We start from the raw sequence: 24,089 nt of genomic DNA on the forward strand, positions 1-24,089 counted from the left end.
AAAGCCGCCGCCGGCCAAGCCCTCGCCCAGCGAGCAGCCGCACAGCGTGACTCGGCTGATGACAGCGATGGACTGCCGTCGTACCGGCGGACCGAAAACGAACCCCGCACTCACTAACCATGTCGACAGACCAAGACACAGCCGCCCGGCGTATCATGGACCAGTTTGGCGAAGCGAGTCGCATCCCCTACCTCAACATCGAAGAAGGTGACGTCGGCATCCTCATCGCTCTCCCCATCTGTGGGTTGCTCCTCGCCGGCCTCACGGGTATCGAATCACTCGCCGTCCCGCTTATCGCAAGTGGCCTCGGGATGGGCGCGACCATCGTCTACGTCACCCCCGACCATCTGAACGCGTGGACGTGGACGAAAGACGTCTATCGATACGTCAAACGGCCCCGGATTACGTTGAGTGCGCCGGAACACTCGGACAGCCAAGCGAACGAAACTGCACGCAACGAGGGCGGACTCGCGAACTACACGCCATTCACGCCGGACGAGCGAACCCAAGACCTCACGAATATCGAGCGAGCGTGGCCCGGCGCCGGCGCGATTCAGCGGACTGACGGCGCGATGGAGGCGTTCATCGAAATCGACCCGGGGAACATGGACTTCGCGATGGCCGACGACTGGGCCCAACTCCAGGATGCCGGCGCCGAGTTCGCCAACAAAGAACTCGACTCGAAGCTCAAATTCCACGCAACAACCCGGTCATTCCCGGTCGAACAGATCACCGAGACGATCGAGGAGCGACTCACCGACGAGGACGTCACACAGAACCCGATCTTCCGGGAACTCCTCGAGGAGTATCGGGAGACGCGGCCCAAAGAAATGCGTGACCGCGGCATTCAGCAAGTTCGGTACTACATCGGCGTGGAAGTCTCGCCACTCGAAGTCTACGACCGATACCGTGACGAGGGAACGCCGGCTGAAAAGCTGACGCAGTTCCCCGTGATTGGCATTCTGTTCAACCCGTTCGTCACCCGGCGTGCGGACCTCTCCGATGTCGAACGCCGCGCTCAGATGTTCGAAAAGCTCGATGACCGGATCACAGACGTCCGTTCCGAATTCATTCAGCAGGCCTCCGGCTGGTCCGCACACCGACTCAGCACGGTCGAATTGTTCGTCCTGAACATGGACTTCTGGAACGGCGAGGAACACGATTTCGAGACCGAAGCAGACGTGATTCGCGAACAGCCGATTCTCAGTCGCTCACGCCGGGAGGAGGCGTTCGATGCGTAACCTCCCGTTGCAGGCGAGTCGTGATATTCTCACGCAGCTCACCCAGTGGCTCAACAGCCAACCTCCCCCGAAGGTGCAGCGCTCTATCTGGGCACCATCATGCTCCTCGGCGTCGGCGGGACAGCCCTCTGGCAGCGGTACCGCACCGACGACGAGCTGGAAGTCGACTTTTCGGATGTCCTCGACGAGGAAACCCTCGAAGCGGGTGACGCAGAAGGCCAACTCCTCGACGACATCTCGGAGTCACACAAGACGGCGACAGCACCGGCGGCAATCGAATGGGAGACACGAGCTGCCCGTGTCGGTGAGCAATGGACGACGACGCTGTACATCGCTGATTACGCCGACTACCCGAATGACGGCTACCTGAGTGACCTCTTCGAGTTGACTGACGTCGAGTTCGACCTCACGGCGCACATCACGCCGAAGAACCAGCAACGCGCACGAAACGAACTACAGGACATCGCGGACGACCTCCAGGTCGACGCTGATTTAGAACAGAGCGTCCGGAGTGAGTACCTCCAAGAGCGAGCCAACGAGGCAGCGGCGACGTACAAGGCCGTCGAGAGCGGCGCGAGTGTGTTCGACCAAGGGCTATTCGTCACCGTCCGCGCCGACGACACGGACAACCTCCGAGACGCTGTCAGAGCAGTCAAAAGTGCGCTCCGTGACGAACCGGCGAACCTCACGCCGAAGACGGCTATCTGCCGGCAGGATCTCGCACTCCAGTCCGCCGCCCCAATCGGCGACAACGTGTTCGGTCGGGAGTCGATTGCCCTCGGCGGCGCTGTTGGGTCCCTCTTAGCGTCGCCACACAACGCGACGATTCTCGAAGAAGGCGGCGTTGAGTTCGGGATTCACAAGGACAACCAGAGTCCGGTCGTCATCGACCCGTTCGCCCGCGATAACGGCTATGCGATGTTTACTGTCGGCGACACGGGCTCTGGCAAATCGTTCGGTGCGAAAGAGAATTTCATCCGGTCGATCGAACAGAGCAAGGACCGCATCGGGATCATTCTCGAACCGCTCAACAATTGGGCGGGCGTCTCCGAAGCGCTCGACGCCAAGCGCATTACCGTCGGTGGGACGCTCGGGTTGAACCCGCTCGAAATCCGCCAGACGCCCGAACACGTCCAACGGGCAATGGGTGAAGACGCGAGTCCGTTCAACGAGAAGCTCGACGACGCGATGAGCTTCCTGACGAATTTCTTCGCTCTCCGCGGCATCTCACTCGGTGACCGGCGAACGACACTCGAACTCGGACTCAGACACGCCTACGAGCGTCATGGCATTACTGATGATATCACGACACACGGCAACCCGAGCCCGACGATTCGAGAGATGCTGGACGTCTTCGAAGAGATGGTCGACGACCCCGAGTCGTTCGTGGTTCGGTCGGACGCAGAAGCTGAGAAACTTAGCGACGATGCGACGTGGTTAATCGATCAACTGCGGCCCTTCGAAGAAGCGGGCCGCTACGCGAACCTCGGGAAGGAATCGGAGTTCGACATCCGTGACGAGGAAGTCATCTATCTCGACCTCGCCCAGCAAGAAGGCAGCGTCGACAGCAGTACGGCGCTGACGATGCAGTTGCTCATCTCGCTCGTCTACGAGCGAGCGAAAGAGACAGACAAAGAGGTCGTGTTCGTGATCGATGAAGCGCGGTACATCATGCAGGACGCCGCGAGTCTGGCGTTCCTCGAAACGGTGTTCCGACACCACCGCCATCACGATCTCTCGATTCGGCTGGTCACCCAGACCGTCGACGAATTCTTCGAACACGCCGAGTCCGAAGCCATCCTCGACCAGTGCGCCGTCAAGCAGTTCCATCGCTTGGATGGGATGGACAAGGAATGGGCCGACGAGTTCGGCCTGAATCACGCCCAGATGCGGTACGTACAGGACGCGGTTCCCGGGAACGAAGACGCCGGCTTCTCTGAGGCACTCGTTGGCGTCGACGGCGAATGGCGTGGTATCAGAGTCGAAGCGATGCCCAAAGAGAAGGAAGTCATCGACTTCGATCCGACCGAGCAGCGCCGGGCGTCGCTGCCCGGTGCTGGTGAGACGGCGGTCTCACCCGAGATTGAGACCTTTCGGACGGAGTTAGCGCAGCAAGCAAACGGAGAGTCACAAGACATGCAGACTGATTCAACAGCAACTGACAACGGCCAGCTTGGAGGTAACGACGATGCGTGAGCGTGAGTATCTTCGCGTGACACCCACTTCAGAGGAACTTACTCCTCGTGGCATCCCGAAAACGCTCGAGAGTCTCCACAAACTGACTCCTGACAGCTCGGGGCTGTGGTCGAAACTCAACCCGTTTACATCCGCGACCCCACCGTGCTTCGAGTTCCTCGCACTCAGTACCGGACAAGATGCGCCGGTTGAGTTCTACTATGGAGCCGACGACTATCTTGGGACACTCGAAGACGACTTCGGTCGATCTATCCGAAAACGTTCGACATCGAGCGTGTCGAGGTGGACGTCGCGTCGAAGCTGATTCACCCGGTTGCATTGTCTCACGAGGAGTTCGTCGAGCGGTACCAGCAGGGTGACCTGCAGTATGAGTTCACCGACGACGAGCAGTACTCGACTGCAGATGCCGAGGCGGACGCGACGCCAGACGGCGGTGCAATGGAGGGCACCGAGCCTGAGGGTTCACCGACGGACGCTGATGACGTGGGTGGAAGAACGGCGGACGGACTGGTGTCGGTTGGAGAGATAGTTGTCGAACTCGAAACGACTGACTCCCTCGCTGACGAGGTTTCGCCCACGTCGGTCGAGAAGCCGACAGTCGCCGCAGACGGGACGATTCTCGCCCGCCCCGCGGTCGACACCGTTTCACCACAGGGCGTGCGGTGGTGTGGGTCGGCAGTTCGGAAACAGGATTGGATGTCGTCGTTGACACCGCTGACGGCGACGCCCGACGAGAGCACGCTGCCGGCGGTCGACGAACCGGGTGCTGTGCTTGCGTCGCTGATCGACCATCTGAACGATGCACGCGAACCGCTCGCGTTCCAAGTCGTGTTTCAGCGCCGGGAGAGCTGGCAAGCGGATGCGGAACTCCGCAAAGAGGACTTGAATGATGGACGGGATACGCTGTCGCAGAAAATCCTTGGCGACCTGCTCGACCCCGAACTAGAGTATGAGCGGCGGACTCGTGACGAGTTGAGTGACATCGTCGTCAAGCGGCTTGATGCGATTGATGCAGTCAATCCCAAACGCTCGTACACGACGAACATCCGGGCGATTGGGGTGCCAACGAGTGAGGCTGGTCGCGACGCGCTTGATGACCGTCTGTCGTCACTCGCGCCGGTCTTTGACCCACTCGACGGCCCGTTCTACGAGATCGAAGCGACGCGACTTCGAGATCGTGGCTTCCGACAATCGAAGAAAGAACAAAACGCGCGAGCAGCGCTCCAGCGACTCCTCTCGCGAGAGGTAACGACTGGACGTGGTAAGACCCGGCCGGAGTTGGTTCTCTGTGGCGCTGAGCTTGCGAACTTCGTGGTTGTCCCTTCGTCGGAACGATTGACAATGGAGGGTTCTCGTGGGACGCGTGCTGAGCAACAGAGCCGGAACCCGCTTGCCCGTCCGAATCCGGATCTCATGAGCGAGTTCCGTGAGGGCATGGCAATCGGCTACGCGCTTGATGAGACTGGTGAAGCGGAGAAGCAACCGACTCGAATACCTCCCGGACTGTTACCGACACACTATGGCCGGTTTGGGACGACTGGGGCCGGTAAGTCCAAGGCACAGATCAATGAACTCCTCTCACTCTACGAGACGACGACTGGGCCGTCGATTCTCATCGAACCGAAGGGCGACGGTATGGCGGAGAACTACATGCGTGCGCATGCTGCGCGTTTCGGCTTGGACGACCTCAGAGAGAATGTTATCTACTTCTCTCTCCCAGACGTCCTCCCCGGCTTCTCGTTTTTCAATCTCGAGCCGTCGCTTGAAAATGGACTCCGGCGGGAAGACGCTGTCCAGCGAAAGGCCGACCACTACGAGGAAATTCTGAAACTCGTTATGGGGGTTGACCGCTACGAGCGGGCGACAGTCGCACCTGGGTTGATTAAGTCGCTGATCAAAGTGTTGTTCGATGAGACGCATGGTCGCGAAAACGGCCAGTATCGCGAGTCAGCGGACTACTTCGCTCATCGGCAGTTAGAGTATGCGCTTGATCAACTTTGGCAGGCAGGGCCACCCCAGCCAGATCTGAGTGCTGCCCCGCAATCGAGTGACGAGGCTGTCTCGCGGTCACTCCGACGACAGTTACAGGCAGACAAGACGACCTTCTCGAATGTGTTGGGTGGTGTCGGCAATCGTCTTTCAGTTATTTCGGATGACACACACCTGCGTCGAATCTTCAACAACACCGAGCCACGGTTTGATTTCCGCGATGTCATCGACGACGATACGGTGATTCTCTTTGATCTGGGTGATCTCCGTGAGGATGCTGCTCGCGTCATGACCGGTGTGATTCTGACCAACCTCGAGGACGCCCTGAAAGAAGAGAACCAGGATGTCGGTAAGCGGCCGGACGATTACGTGGTTAATCTCCTGATTGATGAGGCAGCGTCGGTTGCTGTTTCGGATGTCATGAATACACTACTCGAGCAAGGGCGGAGTTTCCGGCTGTCAGTCGGGCTCTCGATGCAGTTCCCCGAGCAAATGAAAGCGGAAGGGGGGCGGCGCGCCTATCTCAACGTCCTCAACAATATCGGGAGTCCGATTGTGGGGAAGATCAACGTTGACCGTGAGCTCGCTAGGGCGATGGCTCACGAGGAGATGGACCCAACAGCGTTCGCGAACCGAATCCGGTCACTTCCGCGTGGTGAGTGGATTGCGAATCTTCCAAGTCCGATCTTCGGTGAGACTGGGCCGTATCCGTTCAGTCTCGCTCCGCTGCCGATTCCGGATGGGCATCCTGAGAGCGACCGTCCTCTTACCGAAAGTGAAGAGTCTCGGTTTAGTGAGACGCTCAGTCGGATGCAGGGCCGCGTTGACGAGACGTACGGCGTGACCACGACTGAGGCACCGGCGACAGAACTCCCCGACGAACTCAGTACCACGCTTGACATTACTGATGGGGAACTCGACACGGCTCTTGCGAAAGTCGTTCGAGCGGTGCAACTTCGGCTGTCCGAACGTGAGGCAAACGGCTGGGTTTCAGTCGAAACCGTTGATGATGAACTCCGCCGTCTGTGTGACGAATCAGGTGGTGATGCACCGACGTACGACGAACTATCGACGATTCGCCAGCGCTCTCGCTTCCTTGAAACGACGGTTCACCTCGACCAAGACGAACTCGTGATTCGTCTTACTGAAGCGGGCGAAGCGGTTGCTTCCCCCGACACTGGGGCAGTCCAATCTGCTGGTAGTTCGAAGCATGACGCTGCTCTTGCACAGATCGAAGCAGAACTGACGACCCATGGCTGTACAGTATCGATACTCAGCCAAGACGGGAGCGAGAAACCGGATGGGCGTGCGACGCACCCTGCGTTTGACGCTCCGTTTGCCATCGAGGTCGAGACGACAACGCCAGGGAAGCCTGCGAAAGTCCTCACGAACCTCCGCAAAGCACAGGAGGCGGGGGAAATCCCGATGTTTGTCGTTCGGGCTGGTGAGCCGGAACCCTACTGGGCAGAACGTGTCGAACAGGTGCTGTCGCCACCGCTTCGTGAACTCCAGTCAGGAGACACGCGGTTCTATACGACTGATACAACGATCTCGTTCAATGGTGGTGCGAGCGAGGAGGGTGGTCTGACGGCACTTCGACCCGTGTCGCCTGAGAGCGCACAGACAATCTGGTCGCGAGTTGATGGGGATCTTGTTTTGGAAGACGGTGCTGGGAGTGAACTGCTTCGAGTTGAGTCATTAGACGAACTCTCGAAGAGCCGACTGCCTGCGGTTTACAGCTATGACTCCGCGGCTGACGAGTACGTCGTCTACGCGGAGGGCGAGCAGTATGTCTATGACTCGAAAGAGGGGTTTACTGCTGACTGGACCAAGCTCAAGCGGCCATTCGTCCCCGAAGATGAACTGCCGTATCCAAGGTTCAGTAGTGAGCAGTATCTTATCGTCATTCTTCGGGACGAAGGTGACGCAGTAATCTATCGGGACGGCACAGTACGGCCCTTGAATGAACTCTCGGAGCTGGATCTCGTCGCACAGCCAACCCAATCCAATACCGCAGCGGCCGAAAGAGCCGCAACCCTCACATCAGACGAGTCGGACGAGTCTCTGGTCGACGTATCGGAGCTTGCAGACGACCCTGATGCTGTTGTGGGCCGCTTTGCAGAGGAGTTCCTCCGTGAGACAGCCCACGGATCTGTCTCCTCTGAACGGGTTTACAACTGCTATCAGTCGTGGGTGACTGAACAGGGGCTTTCACCGGACTCAAAGCGGTGGTTCACACGCCGGCTGAGACAGCACGTTGAGTTCGATAGCACGGTCAAGAAAGAAGGGAATGCCACAACTCGTCATTACGATGGGCTTGCTCTTACTCGGGAGGAACTATCTAATGACTGATACTGGTCTGTCAGCGTTTGTCCCCGGTCAGACGAACAACGGCCGATTCAACAAGAAATCGGCCGAAGGAGTGTTCAGACGGATGGTTACGACAGATTACGATAGTATCGCCCAGAGTTACGACAGCCGTTACGATAGAATTCGGATAATAGCGGAACTGAACGGCGTATCTTGGACAGATTCGGATTGTCGGTTACGACAGAATCCGACTAGTATAGACAGGGGGGACCCCGTCGGAACTGGGTATTGTCAAAGTGACCAGACAATGCAGACGTATTTGGACTCTGAGATGACTGCGAGTCAGCGAGGAACAACGAATGTGTGATGAAATTGACCTCGATATAGACCAGCTGCCACCCGAACTTCGCGAGCGTGAGCAGTGGGTTTGCTGGCGGAGTGAGATGCGAGATGACAAAGCGACGAAGGTCCCCGTCAACCCTGCAACTGGCGGCTTCGGTTCGGCAACTGATTCTGTGACATGGTCTGATCTCAATACTGCGGTTGCGGCTGTCGAGTCAGACGACGCTGATGGGATTGGGTTTGTGTTCACCGATGACGACCCGTTTGTCGGTGTGGATTTAGACGACTGTCGAGACCCCGAGACGGGTACGATTGACGACGACGCACAGGCGATAATCACACAGCTAGATTCCTACACGGAGGTGTCGCCATCGGGAACGGGTTTCCACATCCTCGTTGCAGGAAAACTCCCTGCAGGGCGGAATCGCCGCGGGAGTGTCGAGTGCTACGATACGGCGCGCTTCTTTACAGTAACCGGTGCCCACGTTGCGGGGACGCCGACAGCGATCACACATCGGCAGGATGCACTTGTCGACATCCATCGTGAATACGTCCAGCCCGATACTGCGTCGACAACGGAGCCACCGAGTGCAACACCACCCACAGCAGCACGTGATGACGCGAGTGAGCCTGCCCTCAATGACGAGGTTGTGCTGACAAAAGCGAGGGAAGCAGCGAACGGTGAGAAGTTCGACCGGTTGTGGCGCGGCCAGACGAGTGGATACGAGAGCCACTCGGAGGCAGATATGGCACTTTGCTGTCTACTCGCGTTCTGGACGGGCGGGGACCACCCACAAATGGACCGCCTCTTTCGGGAGTCGGGGCTGTACCGCGAGAAATGGGACGAAGTCCACTATGCAGACGGGTCGACATACGGCGAGAAAACCATTGAGCGAGCAGTCCAGCAGACGTCGGAGTTCTACGACCCCAGTCCAAGAAACGAATCGACGCAGTCGAAGCTAGAAACAGAGCCTGAGACCACCGACGTGGGTATCGACGAACCGAACCGCCAGAACGCCTACCTCATCGAGAAGAACCAATTGTTGTCTACCCGTGTGAGCGAGCTTGAGGCGACGATTAAACAGAAAGACGAGCGTATCGCAGAACTCGAAAGCCAGCTTGAGGACCTCAGTGCAGAGCCTTCGGCAGGTAGTGGTGAGGATAATCGTGAACAAGAACAACGAACCAGTGGCAGCGAAGACAACTCAGACAATACCTCGCTACTCGGCCGAACGAGACGCTTGTTCAGCGAGAACTCCAAGTAGTATCTGATAGCTGTCTCTGTTTTGTAGCCCCGTTAGGGGTGACGGGGCAACTTGTGTGCCCTGGAGACAACGTATGCATTCTGAGCAACAGCAACACACACGTAGCAACGAGAGACCGCTGAATAATTCGAACCAATCCAGTTCTCCGTGGTCAAACTTCCAACTGACTGTCCCAAATAACCGTCACTACATTTCGATTGTCGCGTTTGTTGAGTGTGTTCTCGTCGAACTCACTCACGAGGACGTTGGTGCGGAGTACGTCTCATCGAACGTGTGGGGAACAAAACGGACGCAGTTCATCGCAGTTGATGACGTTGCAGAGACGTTCTACAAACGTCATTACGACGAGCGTCTGGGGTGGCATGAGACGACAATCAGCCGGAAATCTGTACGCAACGAGTTAATAGACCGACTTTCGCAGATTGATTCACTCGCGACCGACCGTAGTTACAGCGTTCCTGTTGAGTCGACCGACGTGTTCAGGGTGAAGCCGGTGCGGCAACTCTACAATCGGCAATTTTAACCAACGAGAGGCAACACCATCTCGATTCTGTTGGTTAAGATAGTCGTATCACTCCCGAACTGAGGATACTTCATTGCTCAAAAACCAGCCGCTAATTTGAGATACTGATGCTTCTTGTTCTGAAGTTCAATCGTCGGCAGTATACGCACCGCTTCGGTGCTCGATTCGATGGACCTCGAGGATTGACTCGTCGTAGTCCAAGACACAAGCCAGACGATACTGTCCGATACGGAGTTTCGAGAATGGCCCACCAGTTAACGGCTCAACAAAGTCGTCAGGATCTCGCCACTCTGAGTCGACAATCTCGTCGAGCTTTGAGATGATCCGGTCTTGAACGTGCGTATCGAGCCCTTTGAATTGGTTCGCAGCGCGTGGTGAGAACTTCCACGTCCAGTCTTCCTCACTCACCATCCGTGTCTCGATCCATCATTTCGAGGACTTCGTCTCGCGAGACTAAATCTGATTCACCGGACCGGAGGTCGTGTTCGCTCGCTGCGATTTGCTTCCATCCTTCTCGCGAAAATTCGGGATGTTTGATGGCGTCACGAGCAGCGTAGCGAAGGAATTCGCTCCGTGAGTTGAACCCCTGTTCTTCCCACGTTGCGTCGATGTCTTCGAGGAAGGCTTTGCTTAGCCGGAGGTTTATCTGCACCATCTCTGGGCCGTTATTGCTGGACCCTGTATCAGCATCGGACATATACGTGTGCTATGCGTCCGTGTAGACATAAGCTTTCTCCGAAGAACTACCTGATTGCCTTGATCGAATTCTTGGTGTCGTCGAAAGATTGGTCTGTACGTATCCACATCATGATAGCGTAATCGTCTACCCATGGACACGGATCTCAACCAACAGGTAAAAGAAATCGCCGAAGCGCGGGGCTTCACCGAGTCGGAGATCCTCGAACAAGCGTTGGAACGCGGTGTCGAAGATCTCTAGGCAGAGCTTATGATCTCACAACACGTAAACGACGGAGTCGACCGAGAGACAGCCATCGATTTCGTCGGTCGAGACCGCGTCAAGCGTGCGGAGCACGAATTACAGGCCGTTGAAGATGACGTCCGCTGGGGACTGAGTGCGTGATTCTCCGCTACTACGCCGATGCAGAAATCTCGGAGTGGCATGACCATGCGCTCCGACTCCTGAAAACGCTTCACGACGAGTACGGCATCACAGTAGAGATCGACCGGATTGACGAACAGCATGGGCTAATCACAGACTTTCCAGGCGAAGTACGATACCCGACGCCTGAAGACGTCTACGAGCGCGATCTTAAACGTAACCGTGAGCTGAACCAAGTCATTGAGCAGACGCCGTCAGAGGCGTTCAAACGCTACGGAAAACTCGACATCGCCGGGAACATTTCGGTCGTTGATGATGGGGGTACCGTTCGGTGGGCCTCGACACTCCCGGGCTACGCTGACGGCTATCGGCTAGATGCTGAATCACGGACTGCAATGGACTTCTTGGAAGATATCGCCGCCTCTCCGAGCAACCGTCTCTGTGTCGAGTGCCTCTCTTTGCTGGACGGCGACGAGAGCTTCTGTCCGAACTGTGGCTACGAAGTTCCGTAACACAGTACACCCAATTAGAGTTCTTAGAGCTGTTTGGCATCCAGTGAGGCGATAGAATCCGAGCCAGTTACTGATCGGTCGCTGCATCTGTGTCCAAGTCCCGACTAGAAAGGCGGACTCGAAGTTCCTGGCCATGCTTAAGGTCTACAGATGGATCGTCCACCCGGAGTAGAATCGTCCCATTACCTGCGTCAACAACGTGTGCGGTGAGTTCTCGACTAGTGACTGCCGACTCGATTCTCCCAAGGCGCTCGTCAATCGCTGCGAGTGACTGCTCAACAGTCTGTGTCTCTGCTGTCTCAGTGTCTTCGGGTGACCGGGACTCGGAGTTCGTTTCCGCTGGCATCGAGGGCGTCTCATCAGCTTTCGTCTCGGGAGCACCGTTTGACAGCCGTGGTCCCGGTCGTGATGGGATTTGTGTGCGGAGTTGTTCGAGGTCTAACCCTTCGGCGGCGAGGTCGACGTCGTTACAACGGGTCGTGATGGGCAGCGAGTATTCGAGTTCAGCCGAGCCGTTGGTGAGTAATGACCCATTGGTCGTGGCTGTTGCCCGTACCTGACGAGTTGTCTGCTCTGTCACCCATGGTGGTGGTGTCCAGCCAGCGTCGTCCAATAGCGTATAGCAGTCAGTATCGTCGGTGGCCCACACGAAACTGTCATACTTGTCCTTGTACTGGGTTGCAGCGGAACCTTGTTGATGCGTGATAATCGTCTGGATGGGCGCAAATGCGTCGACAACGGCGTCGATAGTATCTGTTGTTGGGTGGTTGCTGAGCGGGAAGTGGTGCGTCGTGCAGGTGGCACTCGACAGTGGGTCGCTCGGGCCGCTCGTAAGTTGGACAAGCGTTGCACCGGGGTCATCGCGAATCGAGTCGAAGAGTCGCTTCGAGCTGCCACCGACTGGGACTTCTGGGCCGGCAATCGTGACACTACCCGCTGTGAGAACGTCGGTCGGAGAACTAAATTCTGGAGTCGTAGTAACGTTCGGGACAGTGTATTCGAGACTCTCATAGAGTTTTGCTGCGTGTCCAACGAGAGTGATTGGCAGCGGGTCGTCCCATTGGTCTGTGAGGTGCCCGAGGAGATAGGCGGTCTGTACCCCAGTCAGACCACTCGCAGTAGTGAGAACAGTTGACCCAGCACGCGCTCGTTCGAGAATCGTCCCAATCGCGTCGGTCAGTGTTGGTTCAAACTCGTCGTTCGTTGCCGCCGTTAGGACGAGTGTGTCGACTTCGACGGGGAGGTCGAGGTTGAATCCAGGGTAACCAGCTGCCCGTCGCGTCGTAAAATCGCCAGTGACGAGAATCGTTCGCCGTATGTCGTCGTCGATGACCTCGAAGAGGAAGCCTGTCGCACCTGGAGTGTGACCTGCCGGAACGGGGTGGACGCGAAGTCCCGGCGCAATCTGTGTCCACGAGGTGATCGGTTCGAGGCGATTGAGGACTTCTTCGGTCTGTGTAAAGCCGTGGTGTTCACGCCCCGTTTCGAGGACGTCTTCGAGAATTCGAGCAGTACCATCCCCAGTGTATATCGGGGGTCCATGACTGAGATTCGTCCCCAGAGACTGGTAGTGGTCAAGATGTGCGTGCGTCAAACAAATTGCGGTGAGATACTCCCCGGCGTCTTCGTCGAGGAGCGTGGTCGTATCGACATCTGCTCCAGCATCAACGAGCACACAGACGGTCTGGTCGGCGAGGAGTCCGTCGAACCGGAGGATGAGCGACTCACGACCGGAATGTGGATTCGCATGCTGAAACTGGATGTGCATTAATGTCCAGTCCTACAAAGGGACGGACCATATATCATTCCACAATTGACGGAAGAAAAGAACCATACGAAGACAGAGACAGTTGGCGTGGCGCGACTGCGATCATGAGTTCAACATCCCGAAAGCCCCCGGACGCTCGACGACCGCGACTCGCTGCGCGCCTCGTCCCTGCGGTGCTTGCTCTGAAGAGCCGGTCTTGGATATCTCCCAGAAAATCGCTTGATTAGACCTCGTCGTAGTAGGTTCTCGGCTCTCTGAAGTTGGGCGCGATGTCGAAGAGTTCTGGCTGCGTGTATTCCTCTCCGTGCTGAATCATTGGGTCGACACCAAGATGGCGTTGCACCTCTACCTTCCGCAGCTTGAGGAAGTGGCGACCAGTTCCCTTCGTCCTCATCAAGTGGTCGTAGTATATCTCGATTTGATACACAACTTCCTCAATATCCCTTTCGTCAAAATCGTTCATTAGATGGCCGAGACGCCCCTCATCCTCTTCACCCAGTCGAGGTGTGCGGACGGCTGCTGCAAGTTTACCTATTTGTCCAGGAGATAGGCTTCCGATTTCAGCTGCTTCTCCAACAGGTAGATCAACAGCGTCAGAGTCTGCGGAATGGGTCAACGGGTCACCATCTGAGTCTACAGTGATACCCTCGTCTTCAACGTAGAAGTGCAGCTTGACGCCCATCTCTTTCATCGGTCCGTTTCCGATGTTCCGTATCTTCGGCCACAGAAATTGGTCGTAGGAGTCGACATCAAGGACCTGGAGTATCGGTTCGTGGCTGGCTTCCATCAATTTCTGCTGGCCTTCCTGCAGTTCATTCTGGCTGCCTTGTCTAATTGCCAAGACACCGTAGATTCCGATCAATAATACCGAGGTAACGAAATTGAGTCCAATGCTCAATAGCTGGAGATTGTTCGATGCATCCGCATACGGCGACAGTAAGTAGAGGAACGTAAGAGAGAGGGCAAGGAAAACTACGGCACCCACCACAGCAGCTGCCAACATGAGATTGTCCCGTTGCATATTGACCAGATTCAGCCAAGAGCCACATAGATATACCTCAAGGCGACATGGCTAGGAGACTTCCTGAATTGTGGGAGAATCTAAAATCTGCTGTGACTACGCAAAAGGACGGCTCACGGGATGGAATTTTTATACTAATCTGACGAATAGTTAGGATATGCAGGCTGTTGACCGCGTTTCAAACCGGTTTCGGGACTTGTTCACACGAGCTTTCGCTCGTCTGTATCACGGACCAGTAGAATCGGTCAGTAGTTTCAACGGATATAGCGACGACCAAGATGTGTACTGGTTCGAAAGCAACTCTGTTGCGTTTGGACAGGCAACGCCAGTCGGTACGATTATTCTGAATAAGCAGCGGATGGATAATCTGTCAGACGAGGCAGCCGAACTCGTCTATCGGCATGAACAGGGGCATCTTAATCGTCTTCCTGTTTTCAGAGGTTTATTCTGGGGTTTAATACTCAATGGGGCCATCGGGATCTACTATTTCTTACAGAGCCTCGGGTACTCACTTCTGATTCCGTTTGGAGTCACTATCGAACCGGTAGCGATGATGGCTGGAGTATCTTTGATACTCATTCTGCTCATGGTGGGTGCCGCCCGTCTTGAGGAGTTAGCAGCTGATCTCTACGCGCTCCGGAGTATGGGTGAGGAGGAGTTCCTTACCGCATACGATGAAATCTCTGAAGAAGGGAGTGATTCGCTTCACGTTAGGATCGTGAACCAGATACAGTACACTGATCCCGAAAACGTGATCAAGTTCCATCGATTCTTAGCCCGAGCGAAGACGCTGTACCCAGCGTAGTTCATTAACTCGTCTACGGATTCACCAAACCATCCAAAATAGGTAGTACTGGGGGTAGGTTTCTTTTGACCCCTCTATGGGTGAGGGGCTCGCTGTACTGGCGGGTTCCCTGAACACGGTGAGAACGATGGCAACCAGAGACATCTACGGAGAGCGGATTCGACGAAGACGTCCGAACGGAATCAAGTGCGAACCAGTGTCCCGAGTGCGACGGCCAGGTCACCACGAATGCGGTCGAAACGGTCTGTGAGGACTGTGGGCTGGTCATCGACGAACAGCGTATCGATCACGGGACGGAGTGGCGTACGTACGACGACGAGGAGCGCGAGCGAACGGGCGCCCCACTCACTGCGGCCCGCCACGATCGCGGCCTGTCGACAGAGATCGGTCGCGGCACCGACGCGAAGGGAAACGAACTCTCTGGGCAGAAGCGACGGCGACTCGCACGGATGCGCCGTGAGCAGACCCGGGGTCGCTGGCGGTCGAAAGCGGAACGGAATCTCGCACACGGCTTGGGCGAAGTGCGCCGGTTGACGAGTGCCCTTGAGTCTCCGATTCGGTTCGCGACCAGGCGTGTCAGCTCTTCCGGAGCGCCCAGAACGAGGATTTGCTTCGTGGCAGATCCATCGAGGCCATCGTCGCGGCCAGCGTCTACGGGGCCTGTCGGTGCAACGGTCTCTCGCGGTTAGTGGACGATGTCAGCGAGATGGCCCGCGTCGCGGAGCACGGGTCACGAACGCGTACAAGACGCTGAACGAAGAGCTGGGCCTCCCTGCCGAGCCCGTCTCTCCAAGCATGTTCGTGCCGCGACTCGCCTCGGACCTCGAGTGTCCCGACGAGATCCGACAGCGGGCCCGAACGCTCGCGGAGCAGGCCGAGGAGCACGGCGTCACGACGGGCGTCCATCCGGCCGGGTTCGCAGCGGCCTGTCTCTACAAGGCCGGTCGCGAGGAGGGGCGATGGCTGACGCAATCCGAGGCCGCAGAAACCGCCAACATCTCACCGACAACGGTTCGAACCCATCGAGACACACTACAACAGTTGGATGGTAAACAAAAAGTGGGCACCAAGAGCACTACACAGAAACGAGAGGCATCTGCAGAAAGCAGAGGTTAGATATGCATTGTAACAAAGGATATCAATAATGGACGAAGAATCGGAGTCAATCAGCTATTTGTCGGCTGCTGATATCCGTGACATCCACGAGTTGATCGTGGAGTCAAATGCGGAGACGACCGCTGGTATCTCTTCGCCAGGCGATATCGAATACGCAGTTGAACATATTCAAGAAGGCCATTTCGGTCAGGTACCCGAATCACTCCATGAGAAGACATTCCAACTGCTGCGGCTCATTGCGGCGAATCACCCATTCGTCGATGGCAACAAGCGAACGGCGCTCATGTCGACTCGAATTTTCTACGCCTTGAATGGCCGCCGTTTTGACTACGATCGGGAGATCAAAGAGATCCTGAAAGCGCTTGCGACAGATGAGAGCAGTGTCAATGAGGACGATGTGATCGAGTATCTCCGAGCACACACAGAGCCGCTTGCCCCGGAGTACGAGGCGACCATCAACCTCTGGCTGTCACGTATTGAAGGCATAGACCAGCTACCCACTGAGCACGACACAGTCGATCAGGAATCACACGAACCGAACGATTATGACCATGAACCCCATAGTGGAGAGTAAGTATGGCCGCTGAAAGTGAGCAGCCCGAGGTTCCCGATGAGATGTCCCCCGAGGAAGCACGGCAGTACCTCATCCGGTTCCTCGGACGCCAGGACCTCGACGAGCACGAGGAAATCTACGACGAACTCGCGACCGAGTAGGACTCCCTCTAAGCTGCGGGTTCTACGTAGTCCTACAACAGTAATGTGGCATCTCTCAGAGTGAGACTGTTCCGACCCGGAGCGAAAGCAAGATCGACGTATCGGTTTTCCCGTTCGCGCTGGAACATCGTCCACACACATGGACGTAACTGAGGACACAGTTCGAGATGTCTGCACGGACGCAGTCTTCGAACGCGGCGAACGATACCGTGAGGAGGGCCGTATCCACGGAATTCACCGCATCGACACCACTGTAACCGCAGTCGTGAGCGGCAGCCGTCAGTACGATGTCCGTGTTGACCTCGCCACCAACGGGTTTGCCCCGTGGTGCGACTGTCCGTACGACGGGCCGGGAGCATGCAAGCACGTCGTCGCCGTGTTGCTTCGGTGTGTCGACGACCCACCTGCAGACGAAGGCGATCGACTTGACGCCACACTTGACGGTGCCGACGCCGACCAACTCCGCGCGTTCCTGCGTGACGAACTCGCGACCAATACGGATCTCCGTGATCGGTTTCTCGCCCGCGTTGGCGAGCCGACGAGCCAGTCGGTCGACGAGCATCGCACCGCGATCGACCGGCGGTTCGAAGAAACGAACCCTGAGTACCCCGTCGTCTTCGAGCCCATCGACTTCACGCAGTGGTTCGATCTCGCGAGCGAGTACCGCGAGCAGGAGCGGGACGCGTCGGCGGCGACCGTCTACCGGGCACTCGTTGAGTCGCTCGACGACAACATGGAGCGCGTCGACGGCGCGTACGACCACTTCTCGCGTGCGTTCAGTCGGGCACTCGACGGGTATGTCGACTGTGTCACGACCGCAGAACGGGACGCTGATGCAATCACTGACGCCGTCGCATTCCTCGACGAGCGGGCGACATCGGGAACGCCGCTCCTCGCGGAACATTTCGAGAAGGCCGCGGTCGAGCTTCGAGAGAAGCTGGGCGAGCAGTCCGACGAATAGCTGTGTCGCCCTATGACGCCCGCAGGTTCGACGACCGCGAAAATTAGTTTGTGTCACGGTCAGCCACATCGATCATCTGTTCCCGAGGGGCTTCGACATCCGAGTAGAGTGCTAACGCGTGCTTGATGAGTCGGCGGTCTTCCTGGTACTCCTCCCAACGTCCAATACCGTCGCGGCGTTCGCGAAGCTCGCCACTTGCGAGGTCGCCGTCGGCGAGCGACTGTTCGAAATCTTCCCATGTCTCGATGTCGTAGGTCGCCTGCCACTCCTCGATCTCCTCGGTTATCGCGACCAATTCGTTCCGCAGCTCCTCGCGCGTGTTCTCCTCGATGAGCGTGCAGATTTCCTCGAAGAGCAGTCGCGTGTAGTCCGGCTGGTAGCGCGTCGTCTCGCCGGCCTCGACGCGGCGCAGCTGGCCCTGGTCGACGAGCGCCTGGTGCTCCTCGTTGGTCGTGCTCCAGGCGGCGCGGCCTGCTCGCTGATCTAGTTAACCGACCGGGGTTCACGAAGTATCGGTTCAAGTCCCACGAGTCGATCCCGGATGAGGCGTGGACGGGACAGCCGATCTGGAAGTGCCGGATGTGTGGCTCTGATCGCTACGGCCCTAGTCTCGAGTAGCACTAGTACTGGATATTGATTAACCAACAGTCTTTGGTCTTTTCAGGCTACAATGAGAGAGCGGCGTTGGATTCCTTGTTCCCCATCGTCGCCCTACTCGTCGATAAGAGGGCTATCGCATTCCTCCTGAAAAGACCAACTGCGGGTATCACCGAGTTTCGTTGGTTAAGATCTTACCTCCTCCAACCCCGACGCCAGTCCCGGTTGGGAGTCTTTCCGCGCCGGCGAGCGGTGAGGCGCTTCCGATGGACCAACAGTTCAAGCAAGGCTACCGGATGCACCGTGTCCTCAGCAATCTCAACCGGCTCGATGTCGACCGGTTGGACGAGGCGGATCGAGAGCGAGTCGAGACCGCGAGAGATCTCTTGGAAGAGGTGAGCTTTCTCATGTGGCCGGGCGACGGAGCCGGGGCGGACGCCCACGCAGACTCCTAACTGGCGTCGCGAGAGCAGCTCACCGACATTTGCGTATCGGAACACCGAGACCGGTGCGCGAGCCGTCCTGCATCGAGCGCCGGACTCCTACCGGTACAAATGGCGTGGGGCAATCCTCGTCGACGGGAGAGAACGAAAAGATACCCGAAGACGAGCAGTACACCGATCGCAACAAGGGCGATGTTGGTTTCATCCGAGACCGTGATTTCGGACATCCATTGGCGAACAGAACGAACAAACTCAGTCAGCATTTCGTCTAGAAGTGAAAGCTTCGATATGACATCCTGCACGGGCACTATTCGTGCAATCGTTCGCCAATGGTATCTCCATTAAGCACGGTTTCGGATAGCGAAGCCCAGAGTCCCATTAACAAGGAACGGACTCAAAACCCAACCTGGGTATCAATGGTATCTGGGTATCCTCGACGAAACACGGGTATCACGATGCCCCAAAGGGCGGAAAAGAACGTGGTCATAGGCACGATGTAATCGTCGCGCCCACCTCCTCGTCTGTAGCTCCCTTCCCCACCCCTGCCCCTTTCCACTACGGAACCCGACACTATTAGGAAAGATTGATACGACAACCGTAGCAAAAACTGAATACGAACGGTTGCGGGACGTCTTCGGACCATGAATCAGATCCCTCAATCGTACATACGCGGGGAAGCAACGCAGAGGTGGCATGGACTGTGAGCAAAGAATGGGAGCCAGAGAACGTGTTTGACATCCTCGGGAGCGAGGTTGCTCGGGAAATTCTTGCGTTAGCCAGCCTCAAACCCCTGTCAGCAACCGAACTTGCCGAACACTGTGGGGTCTCGGAGCCAACGATCTACCGACGGATTCACGCACTTCAGGAATACGATATGCTGGACGAACAGCTGGAACTTGACGATGAGGGCCATCACTACAAACGATTCAGAACGAGTCTCAAGGAGGCACGGTTCCAGGTTGACGAAGGACAGTTCGATATCGATATCCAGCTCAAGAAAGACTACTCTGACAAGTTCACGGATTTCTGGAACGACCTCGAAAAGGGAGCAAAAGAGGCCTCAAACGATACGAACACAAACTCTCGTCACCGTGATAGTTCGTCGTCTGATCTCAGTGGTGGATAACCATGGCTGAGCCGCCGGAATTCTGGAGTTTCCTCGTAGCCAATTCACTCCTGTTCATCGCCGGAGGAAGCTTGACCGCGCTCAGCTATCGTGCCTACCTTCGCGTCCAACAATACAGCCTCCGCCTCGCAGCAGGAGGCTTCGCACTCATCACTCTCGGTGGCCTCCTCGACATCATCTATCAGCTCGGTGTTCGGCAGGACTACAATCTTGCCGCCCGTGAATCGCTTGCGCTTCAAACGCTTGACAGCCTGCTTATTACTGCAGGACTTGTCGTTATTTTCTATGCTCTGTCTCGCTACTGATTGTTTACAACCGAAGGCTGTCGGACGCTATGTTCCGGACTTGGGTGAACGTCATCCGTTGGATTAATCAATTGTCGTAGGTGGGGTGCGTTCGATGATCGGTCACATACATTCCGGGCTACCTTTGAACTCGTACTGGTGTGCGTAGGTGGTCAGTGCCGTCAACAACTGTCTTGATTCCCATTTTCGAGGCGTTATAGAGATTCGAAACCCAAAGTTACGATTTATGAGCATATCCAGTGTGGCTTCAACGATTGTTTCAATCGTCGTCCGCATTAATGAGCTGGTGTCCAAGACGAACCCAGCGAACCCGGTGAGGACAATTGCGACGCGAACGGTTGGTGGCTGCACAGCATTCAATACCGGGAAACCTGCAAGCACACGATATATCCATATGACAACATACGCTATGACGAGAAGAAGAGCAAGAACAACAAGACCCCTCGCGGCATTTCCTCGCCACGTTGTGAGCCGGCCAGACATTTAATTAATCCAGACACCCTCAGTAGTCATCGCGTTTAGTAGTGATGAGAGTCATGACGTGAGACGACAAAATATCCACATCGATTTCTTGGAGTGGGTTGGCCTTGCTACCGGGTCGAAAGCAGAGATGAGTCAAAATTCCTCGTTCATAGTTTTACTCTCGGAAATCTAGGTACCACATAGTGACTGGCATCTTGGTGGCTCCCACAGTTTCGGTATATCTAACTCTCCGTTTCCTTCCTTATCAGCACAATGTGAGGTCCCACGTGGACGATGAACGGAAGAAAACTTGTTACTAGCCTCGTAGTCATAATGCTCTTGGTGGGCGCAACGCCAATGGGCGCCCTTGCGCAGGGAGCGTCAGATCCCCAGCCAGTACTACTGGACCAAGATTCAACCCACATTGCGGACATCACCGTTGACGGACAACAGTACAGCGTCTACGAACACAAGAACGTCTTTTCTTGGGCCAGTGGCATCGACATCTACACGAGTGGTGAGCGTGTCACCTCGGAATCGACTGCTGAAGCGGTCCTGACAGCGCTCGCACAACGACGGGCCGTCCAAGACCTCGGAGCGGAGGACATCAGTCAACTCCGCACGACGTCACAGAACACCAGTACGGCAGCAGCCAACGTATCATCGACGGCCACTGCAATCAACGAGACGCTTGTGTATATGGAGCGGATGAAAACAGTCCGCGAGAACGGGACGACGGTCTATAACGCGTCAGTCGAGGCAGCACCCCAGATCACCGAATTCAATGAAACCGCACGCGAACTGCACCCGCAACTTCGCTCCTTCGAGAACGCTTCGACCGCGTACCGGTCGAATGCGACAGCTCTCATCGACCTGCTCGAACAGCGGGAGAACGGAACTGATGTCGATCCCCAGCGGCTCTACGCCCAGTACGCAGCGACACTCGACGCGAAAAGCGACGTTTCGGATCATCTCGGATTTGACAGTATTGCCGAGCCACTCGGTGAGGTGGCCAGCACCAGTGAGACCATCGCGATGAACGTCTCGTCAGTCCCTGAACGCGGAAACGAGACCGCACAACACTTCTGGCGAGTCCATAACGAGTCGACCGTCGCTGCAAACCAAACCGCCGCATTCGACCTCGACGACTTCGAATTCGACGATGTCCAAGACCGGGCCGAATCACTCGAAGAGGACTGGATGGAAGATTGGGACGAACGGCGAAATCCCGCCACAACAGTCTATCAATCGATAGCTGCTATCGTGGCCATTATTGCTGTAGTGGGAGGATACATCGCCTGGCGTCGCCGCTGACTCGTCACCCTCGCATTCAATTAACAGCTGTATGAATCGAGGCTGACCGGCCTAACCAACTCCAATTGGGTGAGTTCGGACTCGTCGAGTCAACCATCGAAATCCCGCCCCAGATACTCCTCGATATATTCTTTCCAGTACTCTGCACAGAGCCGTTTGAGACACTGCGGCTGTGGGTCTCGACGACATCTCGCCGAACAATTTCTGTGTCTTGTGTCGTAATCGGAAAGGCTGTTCAACAGCGCGAGCACGTTTATATCGTCAGATCACGTTCCATGTTTTCACATTCGAATCCACGGCAGTTGGGTGAATGACTAGACCGTGCTGAGTGCCTCTAACCCACCAGCATTGGCGTGTCTCAGGGTGCCCGGCCTGATACACGTCAGAAGGTCCCCTCTTTCCCTTTCACTCCGGGTCGGATCGTAATCAATCCTCAACTGAGATATAGTCAACCTCGCAGCAACATCCTGAAGAGCCCGTGAGTACTGAATACTCATAGTAACCGTACATGAATAACAATCACCCACCTCCAACCTCTGCCGATGCTTTCTACCAGACACTTGTCGAAAATGCAGCTGAAGGGATGTTGACGATCGACTCGGACAGCAATATCGTGTATGCCAATCCAGCCGTTGAAGACATCCTCGGCTATGCACCCGCTGAGTTAATTGGGAGTTCGAAGATGAAAATCATCCCAGAGCGCTTAGAACCAGTCCACGTGGCTGCATTAGCCTCGTATGTGGCGACAGGAGAGCGCAATATCGACTGGGATGGGATCGAGCTCCCGGCGTTGCACAAGGACGGACACGAAGTTCCGACGCTTATCAGCCTTCGTGAACACGAACACAATGGGGAACAGTATTTTACTGGCATCATCCGGGATATCACCGAGCAGCGACAGCGAGAATCGCAGCTTCAAGAGCAGAAGGACCGGCTGAATGAGTTCGCCGACATCTTAACACATGATATTCGGAACCCACTCTCTATCGCGTACGGGTATACTGAGATCGCCCATGAACAGTCCGAGAGTCCTGAATTGGAGCGGGCCTTAGCATCACTCGCTCGAATTGATGATCTCGTCAGCGACATTCTTGCCCTCTCAAAAAGAGGCGAAGTCGTTGGTGAGACCGAGCTGGTTGATATCCGTGAGTGTCTCCATGCGTCGTGGAGTAGTGTTGAGACCCAGCAAGCGGCGCTCCAACTAGACGATGATCTCGGAGTGATCGCCGCGGATAAGAGTCGTTTTCAGGAACTACTAGAGAACTTGTTCCGCAATGCCGTTGAACATGCTGGTACTGGGGCGACTGTGACTGTTGGAAGCCTCCCTGACGATACGGGACTCTATATTGAAGATGACGGACCCGGAATCGCTGAACCGACTCGGTCAGAGATATTTAACCACGGATATTCGACAACTGCTGACGGAACTGGCTATGGGCTCTCGATCGTCTCTCAAATTGTCGAGGGCCATGGGTGGGATATTGCCGTTACAACGGGTTCTGAAGGTGGCGCACGATTTGAGATCACGTGGTGAGAGTTGGACGACGCCTGCTGAGTTAGTTTTTCGAGAGCATCTCTGACGGCCTCGTACTGCTGCGATGTTCGAAGCAAGGAAGAAGCTCGATTCTCACATCGTTCACATTCTTGGGTACAGAAGACTACTCACGCTCTTCGATGACGATCTTCCGGGCCTCAGCTACGATACCTTGAGTCTCCGCAAATGCCTCTGCGTCTAAAGCGATAGCTGCGCCGACCCCATCTCGGAGGACGAAGTTCATCTCGATGACGTTCTCGAAGCACTGGACCAAGCACGTCAATTCGCCGTGGTCCTCTGCAAACGTGTCCTTGTAGACCGGTGCAGTCAACGAATCCAGCCGTGACTCGTCAACCGCTTTTTTAATGTTGTCATCTGTGTATCGGTCAGCCACGTCATCTCGCAAGTAAACGACGTCGTGACTGTCTTGGTTGTACTTCACGATGCTCCGAAGATTGCCGTTTGTCCTTTCCTCGAAATATTCT

18 protein-coding genes and 5 pseudogenes are annotated in these 24,089 nt (G+C 56.1%); 16 read left to right on the forward strand and 7 right to left on the reverse strand.

The features are described 5' to 3' along the window. Positions 1 to 119: 119 nt before the first annotated feature. The 4 genes and pseudogenes from ATB1_RS14385 to ATB1_RS14400 all read left to right on the forward strand — a co-directional run bounded on the left by ATB1_RS14385 (position 120) and on the right by ATB1_RS14400 (position 9,343). Positions 120 to 1,241 (forward strand): hypothetical protein, encoded by a 1,122-nt coding sequence (locus ATB1_RS14385; protein WP_042664879.1) that lies wholly within the window; start codon positions 120 to 122, stop codon positions 1,239 to 1,241. Further along, a pseudogene (locus tag ATB1_RS14390) lies at positions 1,234 to 3,437 on the forward strand (VirB4 family type IV secretion system protein). Before ATB1_RS14385 ends, ATB1_RS14390 begins: the two are co-directional and overlap by 8 nt. Further along, positions 3,430 to 7,778: pseudogene (locus tag ATB1_RS14395) on the forward strand (primase-like DNA-binding domain-containing protein). Before ATB1_RS14390 ends, ATB1_RS14395 begins: the two co-directional pseudogenes overlap by 8 nt. A 317-nt stretch (positions 7,779 to 8,095) precedes the next feature. Beyond that, on the forward strand, positions 8,096 to 9,343 hold the full coding sequence (locus tag ATB1_RS14400; RefSeq protein WP_042664884.1) for a hypothetical protein: 1,248 nt from the start codon (positions 8,096 to 8,098) through the stop codon (positions 9,341 to 9,343). Between the two features lie 649 nt (positions 9,344 to 9,992). Here ATB1_RS14400 and ATB1_RS14410 read toward each other — a convergent pair. Further along, positions 9,993 to 10,277, reverse strand: a complete 285-nt coding sequence (locus tag ATB1_RS14410; RefSeq protein ID WP_042664888.1) for a type II toxin-antitoxin system RelE/ParE family toxin — start codon at positions 10,275 to 10,277, stop codon at positions 9,993 to 9,995. Then, on the reverse strand, positions 10,267 to 10,563 hold the full coding sequence (locus ATB1_RS14415) for a ribbon-helix-helix domain-containing protein (protein ID WP_042664891.1): 297 nt from the start codon (positions 10,561 to 10,563) through the stop codon (positions 10,267 to 10,269). The genes ATB1_RS14410 and ATB1_RS14415 overlap by 11 nt, the downstream gene beginning before the upstream one ends. 132 nt (positions 10,564 to 10,695) lie before the next feature. On the opposite strand from ATB1_RS14415, the pseudogene ATB1_RS24415 reads away from it, so the two are divergent. Together ATB1_RS24415 and ATB1_RS14420 are read left to right on the forward strand one after the other, a co-directional pair. Beyond that, positions 10,696 to 10,947: pseudogene (locus tag ATB1_RS24415) on the forward strand (hypothetical protein). Further along, positions 10,944 to 11,438, forward strand: a complete 495-nt coding sequence (locus ATB1_RS14420) for a hypothetical protein (RefSeq protein WP_042664894.1) — start codon at positions 10,944 to 10,946, stop codon at positions 11,436 to 11,438. The pseudogene ATB1_RS24415 and the gene ATB1_RS14420 overlap by 4 nt, the downstream one beginning before the upstream one ends. A 67-nt stretch (positions 11,439 to 11,505) precedes the next feature. Here the strand turns inward: ATB1_RS14420 and ATB1_RS14425 are convergent, their stop codons facing one another. After that, positions 11,506 to 13,206 carry an MBL fold metallo-hydrolase gene (locus ATB1_RS14425; RefSeq protein ID WP_042664896.1) on the reverse strand — a complete coding sequence of 567 codons (1,701 nt, stop codon included), beginning with the start codon at positions 13,204 to 13,206 and terminating at the stop codon, positions 11,506 to 11,508. 223 nt (positions 13,207 to 13,429) lie between these two features. After that, positions 13,430 to 14,227: a hypothetical protein gene (locus ATB1_RS14430; RefSeq protein ID WP_042664900.1), complete on the reverse strand. Its 798-nt coding sequence runs from the start codon at positions 14,225 to 14,227 to the stop codon at positions 13,430 to 13,432. A 157-nt stretch (positions 14,228 to 14,384) separates the two neighbouring features. Here ATB1_RS14430 and ATB1_RS14435 point away from each other — a divergent pair, with 157 nt between their 5' ends. The 5 genes and pseudogenes from ATB1_RS14435 to ATB1_RS14455 all read left to right on the forward strand — a co-directional run bounded on the left by ATB1_RS14435 (position 14,385) and on the right by ATB1_RS14455 (position 17,823). Continuing rightward, positions 14,385 to 15,032 carry a M48 family metalloprotease gene (locus ATB1_RS14435; RefSeq protein ID WP_042664903.1) on the forward strand — a complete coding sequence of 216 codons (648 nt, stop codon included), beginning with the start codon at positions 14,385 to 14,387 and terminating at the stop codon, positions 15,030 to 15,032. Between the two features lie 127 nt (positions 15,033 to 15,159). Next, positions 15,160 to 16,148, forward strand: a pseudogene (locus tag ATB1_RS19945) (transcription initiation factor IIB family protein). A 28-nt stretch (positions 16,149 to 16,176) separates the two neighbouring features. Then, positions 16,177 to 16,722, forward strand: a complete 546-nt coding sequence (locus ATB1_RS14450) for a type II toxin-antitoxin system death-on-curing family toxin (RefSeq protein WP_042664909.1) — start codon at positions 16,177 to 16,179, stop codon at positions 16,720 to 16,722. Positions 16,723 to 16,724: 2 nt separating this feature from the next. Continuing rightward, complete coding sequence (locus tag ATB1_RS22490) at positions 16,725 to 16,862, forward strand: hypothetical protein (protein ID WP_198526115.1); 138 nt, start codon at positions 16,725 to 16,727, stop codon at positions 16,860 to 16,862. 139 nt (positions 16,863 to 17,001) lie between these two features. After that, the gene (locus ATB1_RS14455; RefSeq protein ID WP_042664912.1) at positions 17,002 to 17,823 is read left to right on the forward strand and encodes an SWIM zinc finger domain-containing protein; all 822 of its coding nucleotides are present in this window, start codon (positions 17,002 to 17,004) and stop codon (positions 17,821 to 17,823) included. A gap of 43 nt (positions 17,824 to 17,866) precedes the next feature. Here the strand turns inward: ATB1_RS14455 and ATB1_RS24195 are convergent. After that, positions 17,867 to 18,366 (reverse strand): annotated as a pseudogene (locus ATB1_RS24195) (hypothetical protein). Positions 18,367 to 18,686: 320 nt separating this feature from the next. Between ATB1_RS24195 and ATB1_RS14465 the strand changes: the two are divergent. From ATB1_RS14465 to ATB1_RS14475, 3 genes are all read left to right on the forward strand, one after another. Further along, the gene (locus ATB1_RS14465) at positions 18,687 to 18,875 is read left to right on the forward strand and encodes a hypothetical protein (RefSeq protein ID WP_042664918.1); all 189 of its coding nucleotides are present in this window, start codon (positions 18,687 to 18,689) and stop codon (positions 18,873 to 18,875) included. A gap of 676 nt (positions 18,876 to 19,551) precedes the next feature. Then, positions 19,552 to 19,989, forward strand: a complete 438-nt coding sequence (locus tag ATB1_RS14470) for a helix-turn-helix domain-containing protein (protein WP_241768261.1) — start codon at positions 19,552 to 19,554, stop codon at positions 19,987 to 19,989. A 2-nt stretch (positions 19,990 to 19,991) separates the two neighbouring features. Continuing rightward, positions 19,992 to 20,294: a hypothetical protein gene (locus tag ATB1_RS14475; RefSeq protein WP_042664924.1), complete on the forward strand. Its 303-nt coding sequence runs from the start codon at positions 19,992 to 19,994 to the stop codon at positions 20,292 to 20,294. Between the two features lie 102 nt (positions 20,295 to 20,396). Here the strand turns inward: ATB1_RS14475 and ATB1_RS20995 are convergent, their stop codons facing one another. Next, positions 20,397 to 20,777: a hypothetical protein gene (locus ATB1_RS20995; protein ID WP_241768262.1), complete on the reverse strand. Its 381-nt coding sequence runs from the start codon at positions 20,775 to 20,777 to the stop codon at positions 20,397 to 20,399. Between the two features lie 336 nt (positions 20,778 to 21,113). Between ATB1_RS20995 and ATB1_RS14480 the strand changes: the two genes are divergently transcribed. Together ATB1_RS14480 and ATB1_RS14485 are read left to right on the forward strand one after the other, a co-directional pair. Beyond that, entirely contained in the window at positions 21,114 to 22,070 is a 957-nt protein-coding gene (locus ATB1_RS14480; RefSeq protein WP_241768263.1) for a hypothetical protein, read from the forward strand. Positions 22,071 to 22,578: 508 nt separating this feature from the next. Beyond that, the gene (locus ATB1_RS14485) at positions 22,579 to 23,604 is read left to right on the forward strand and encodes a nitrogen regulation protein NR(II) (RefSeq protein ID WP_082256433.1); all 1,026 of its coding nucleotides are present in this window, start codon (positions 22,579 to 22,581) and stop codon (positions 23,602 to 23,604) included. Positions 23,605 to 23,728: 124 nt separating this feature from the next. Here ATB1_RS14485 and ATB1_RS14490 read toward each other — a convergent pair. Next, positions 23,729 to 24,089 (reverse strand): hypothetical protein (locus ATB1_RS14490; RefSeq protein WP_042664933.1); only part of this gene is annotated, 361 nt, incomplete at its 5' end.

It is taken from the genome of Haloferax sp. ATB1 (assembly GCF_000730175.1).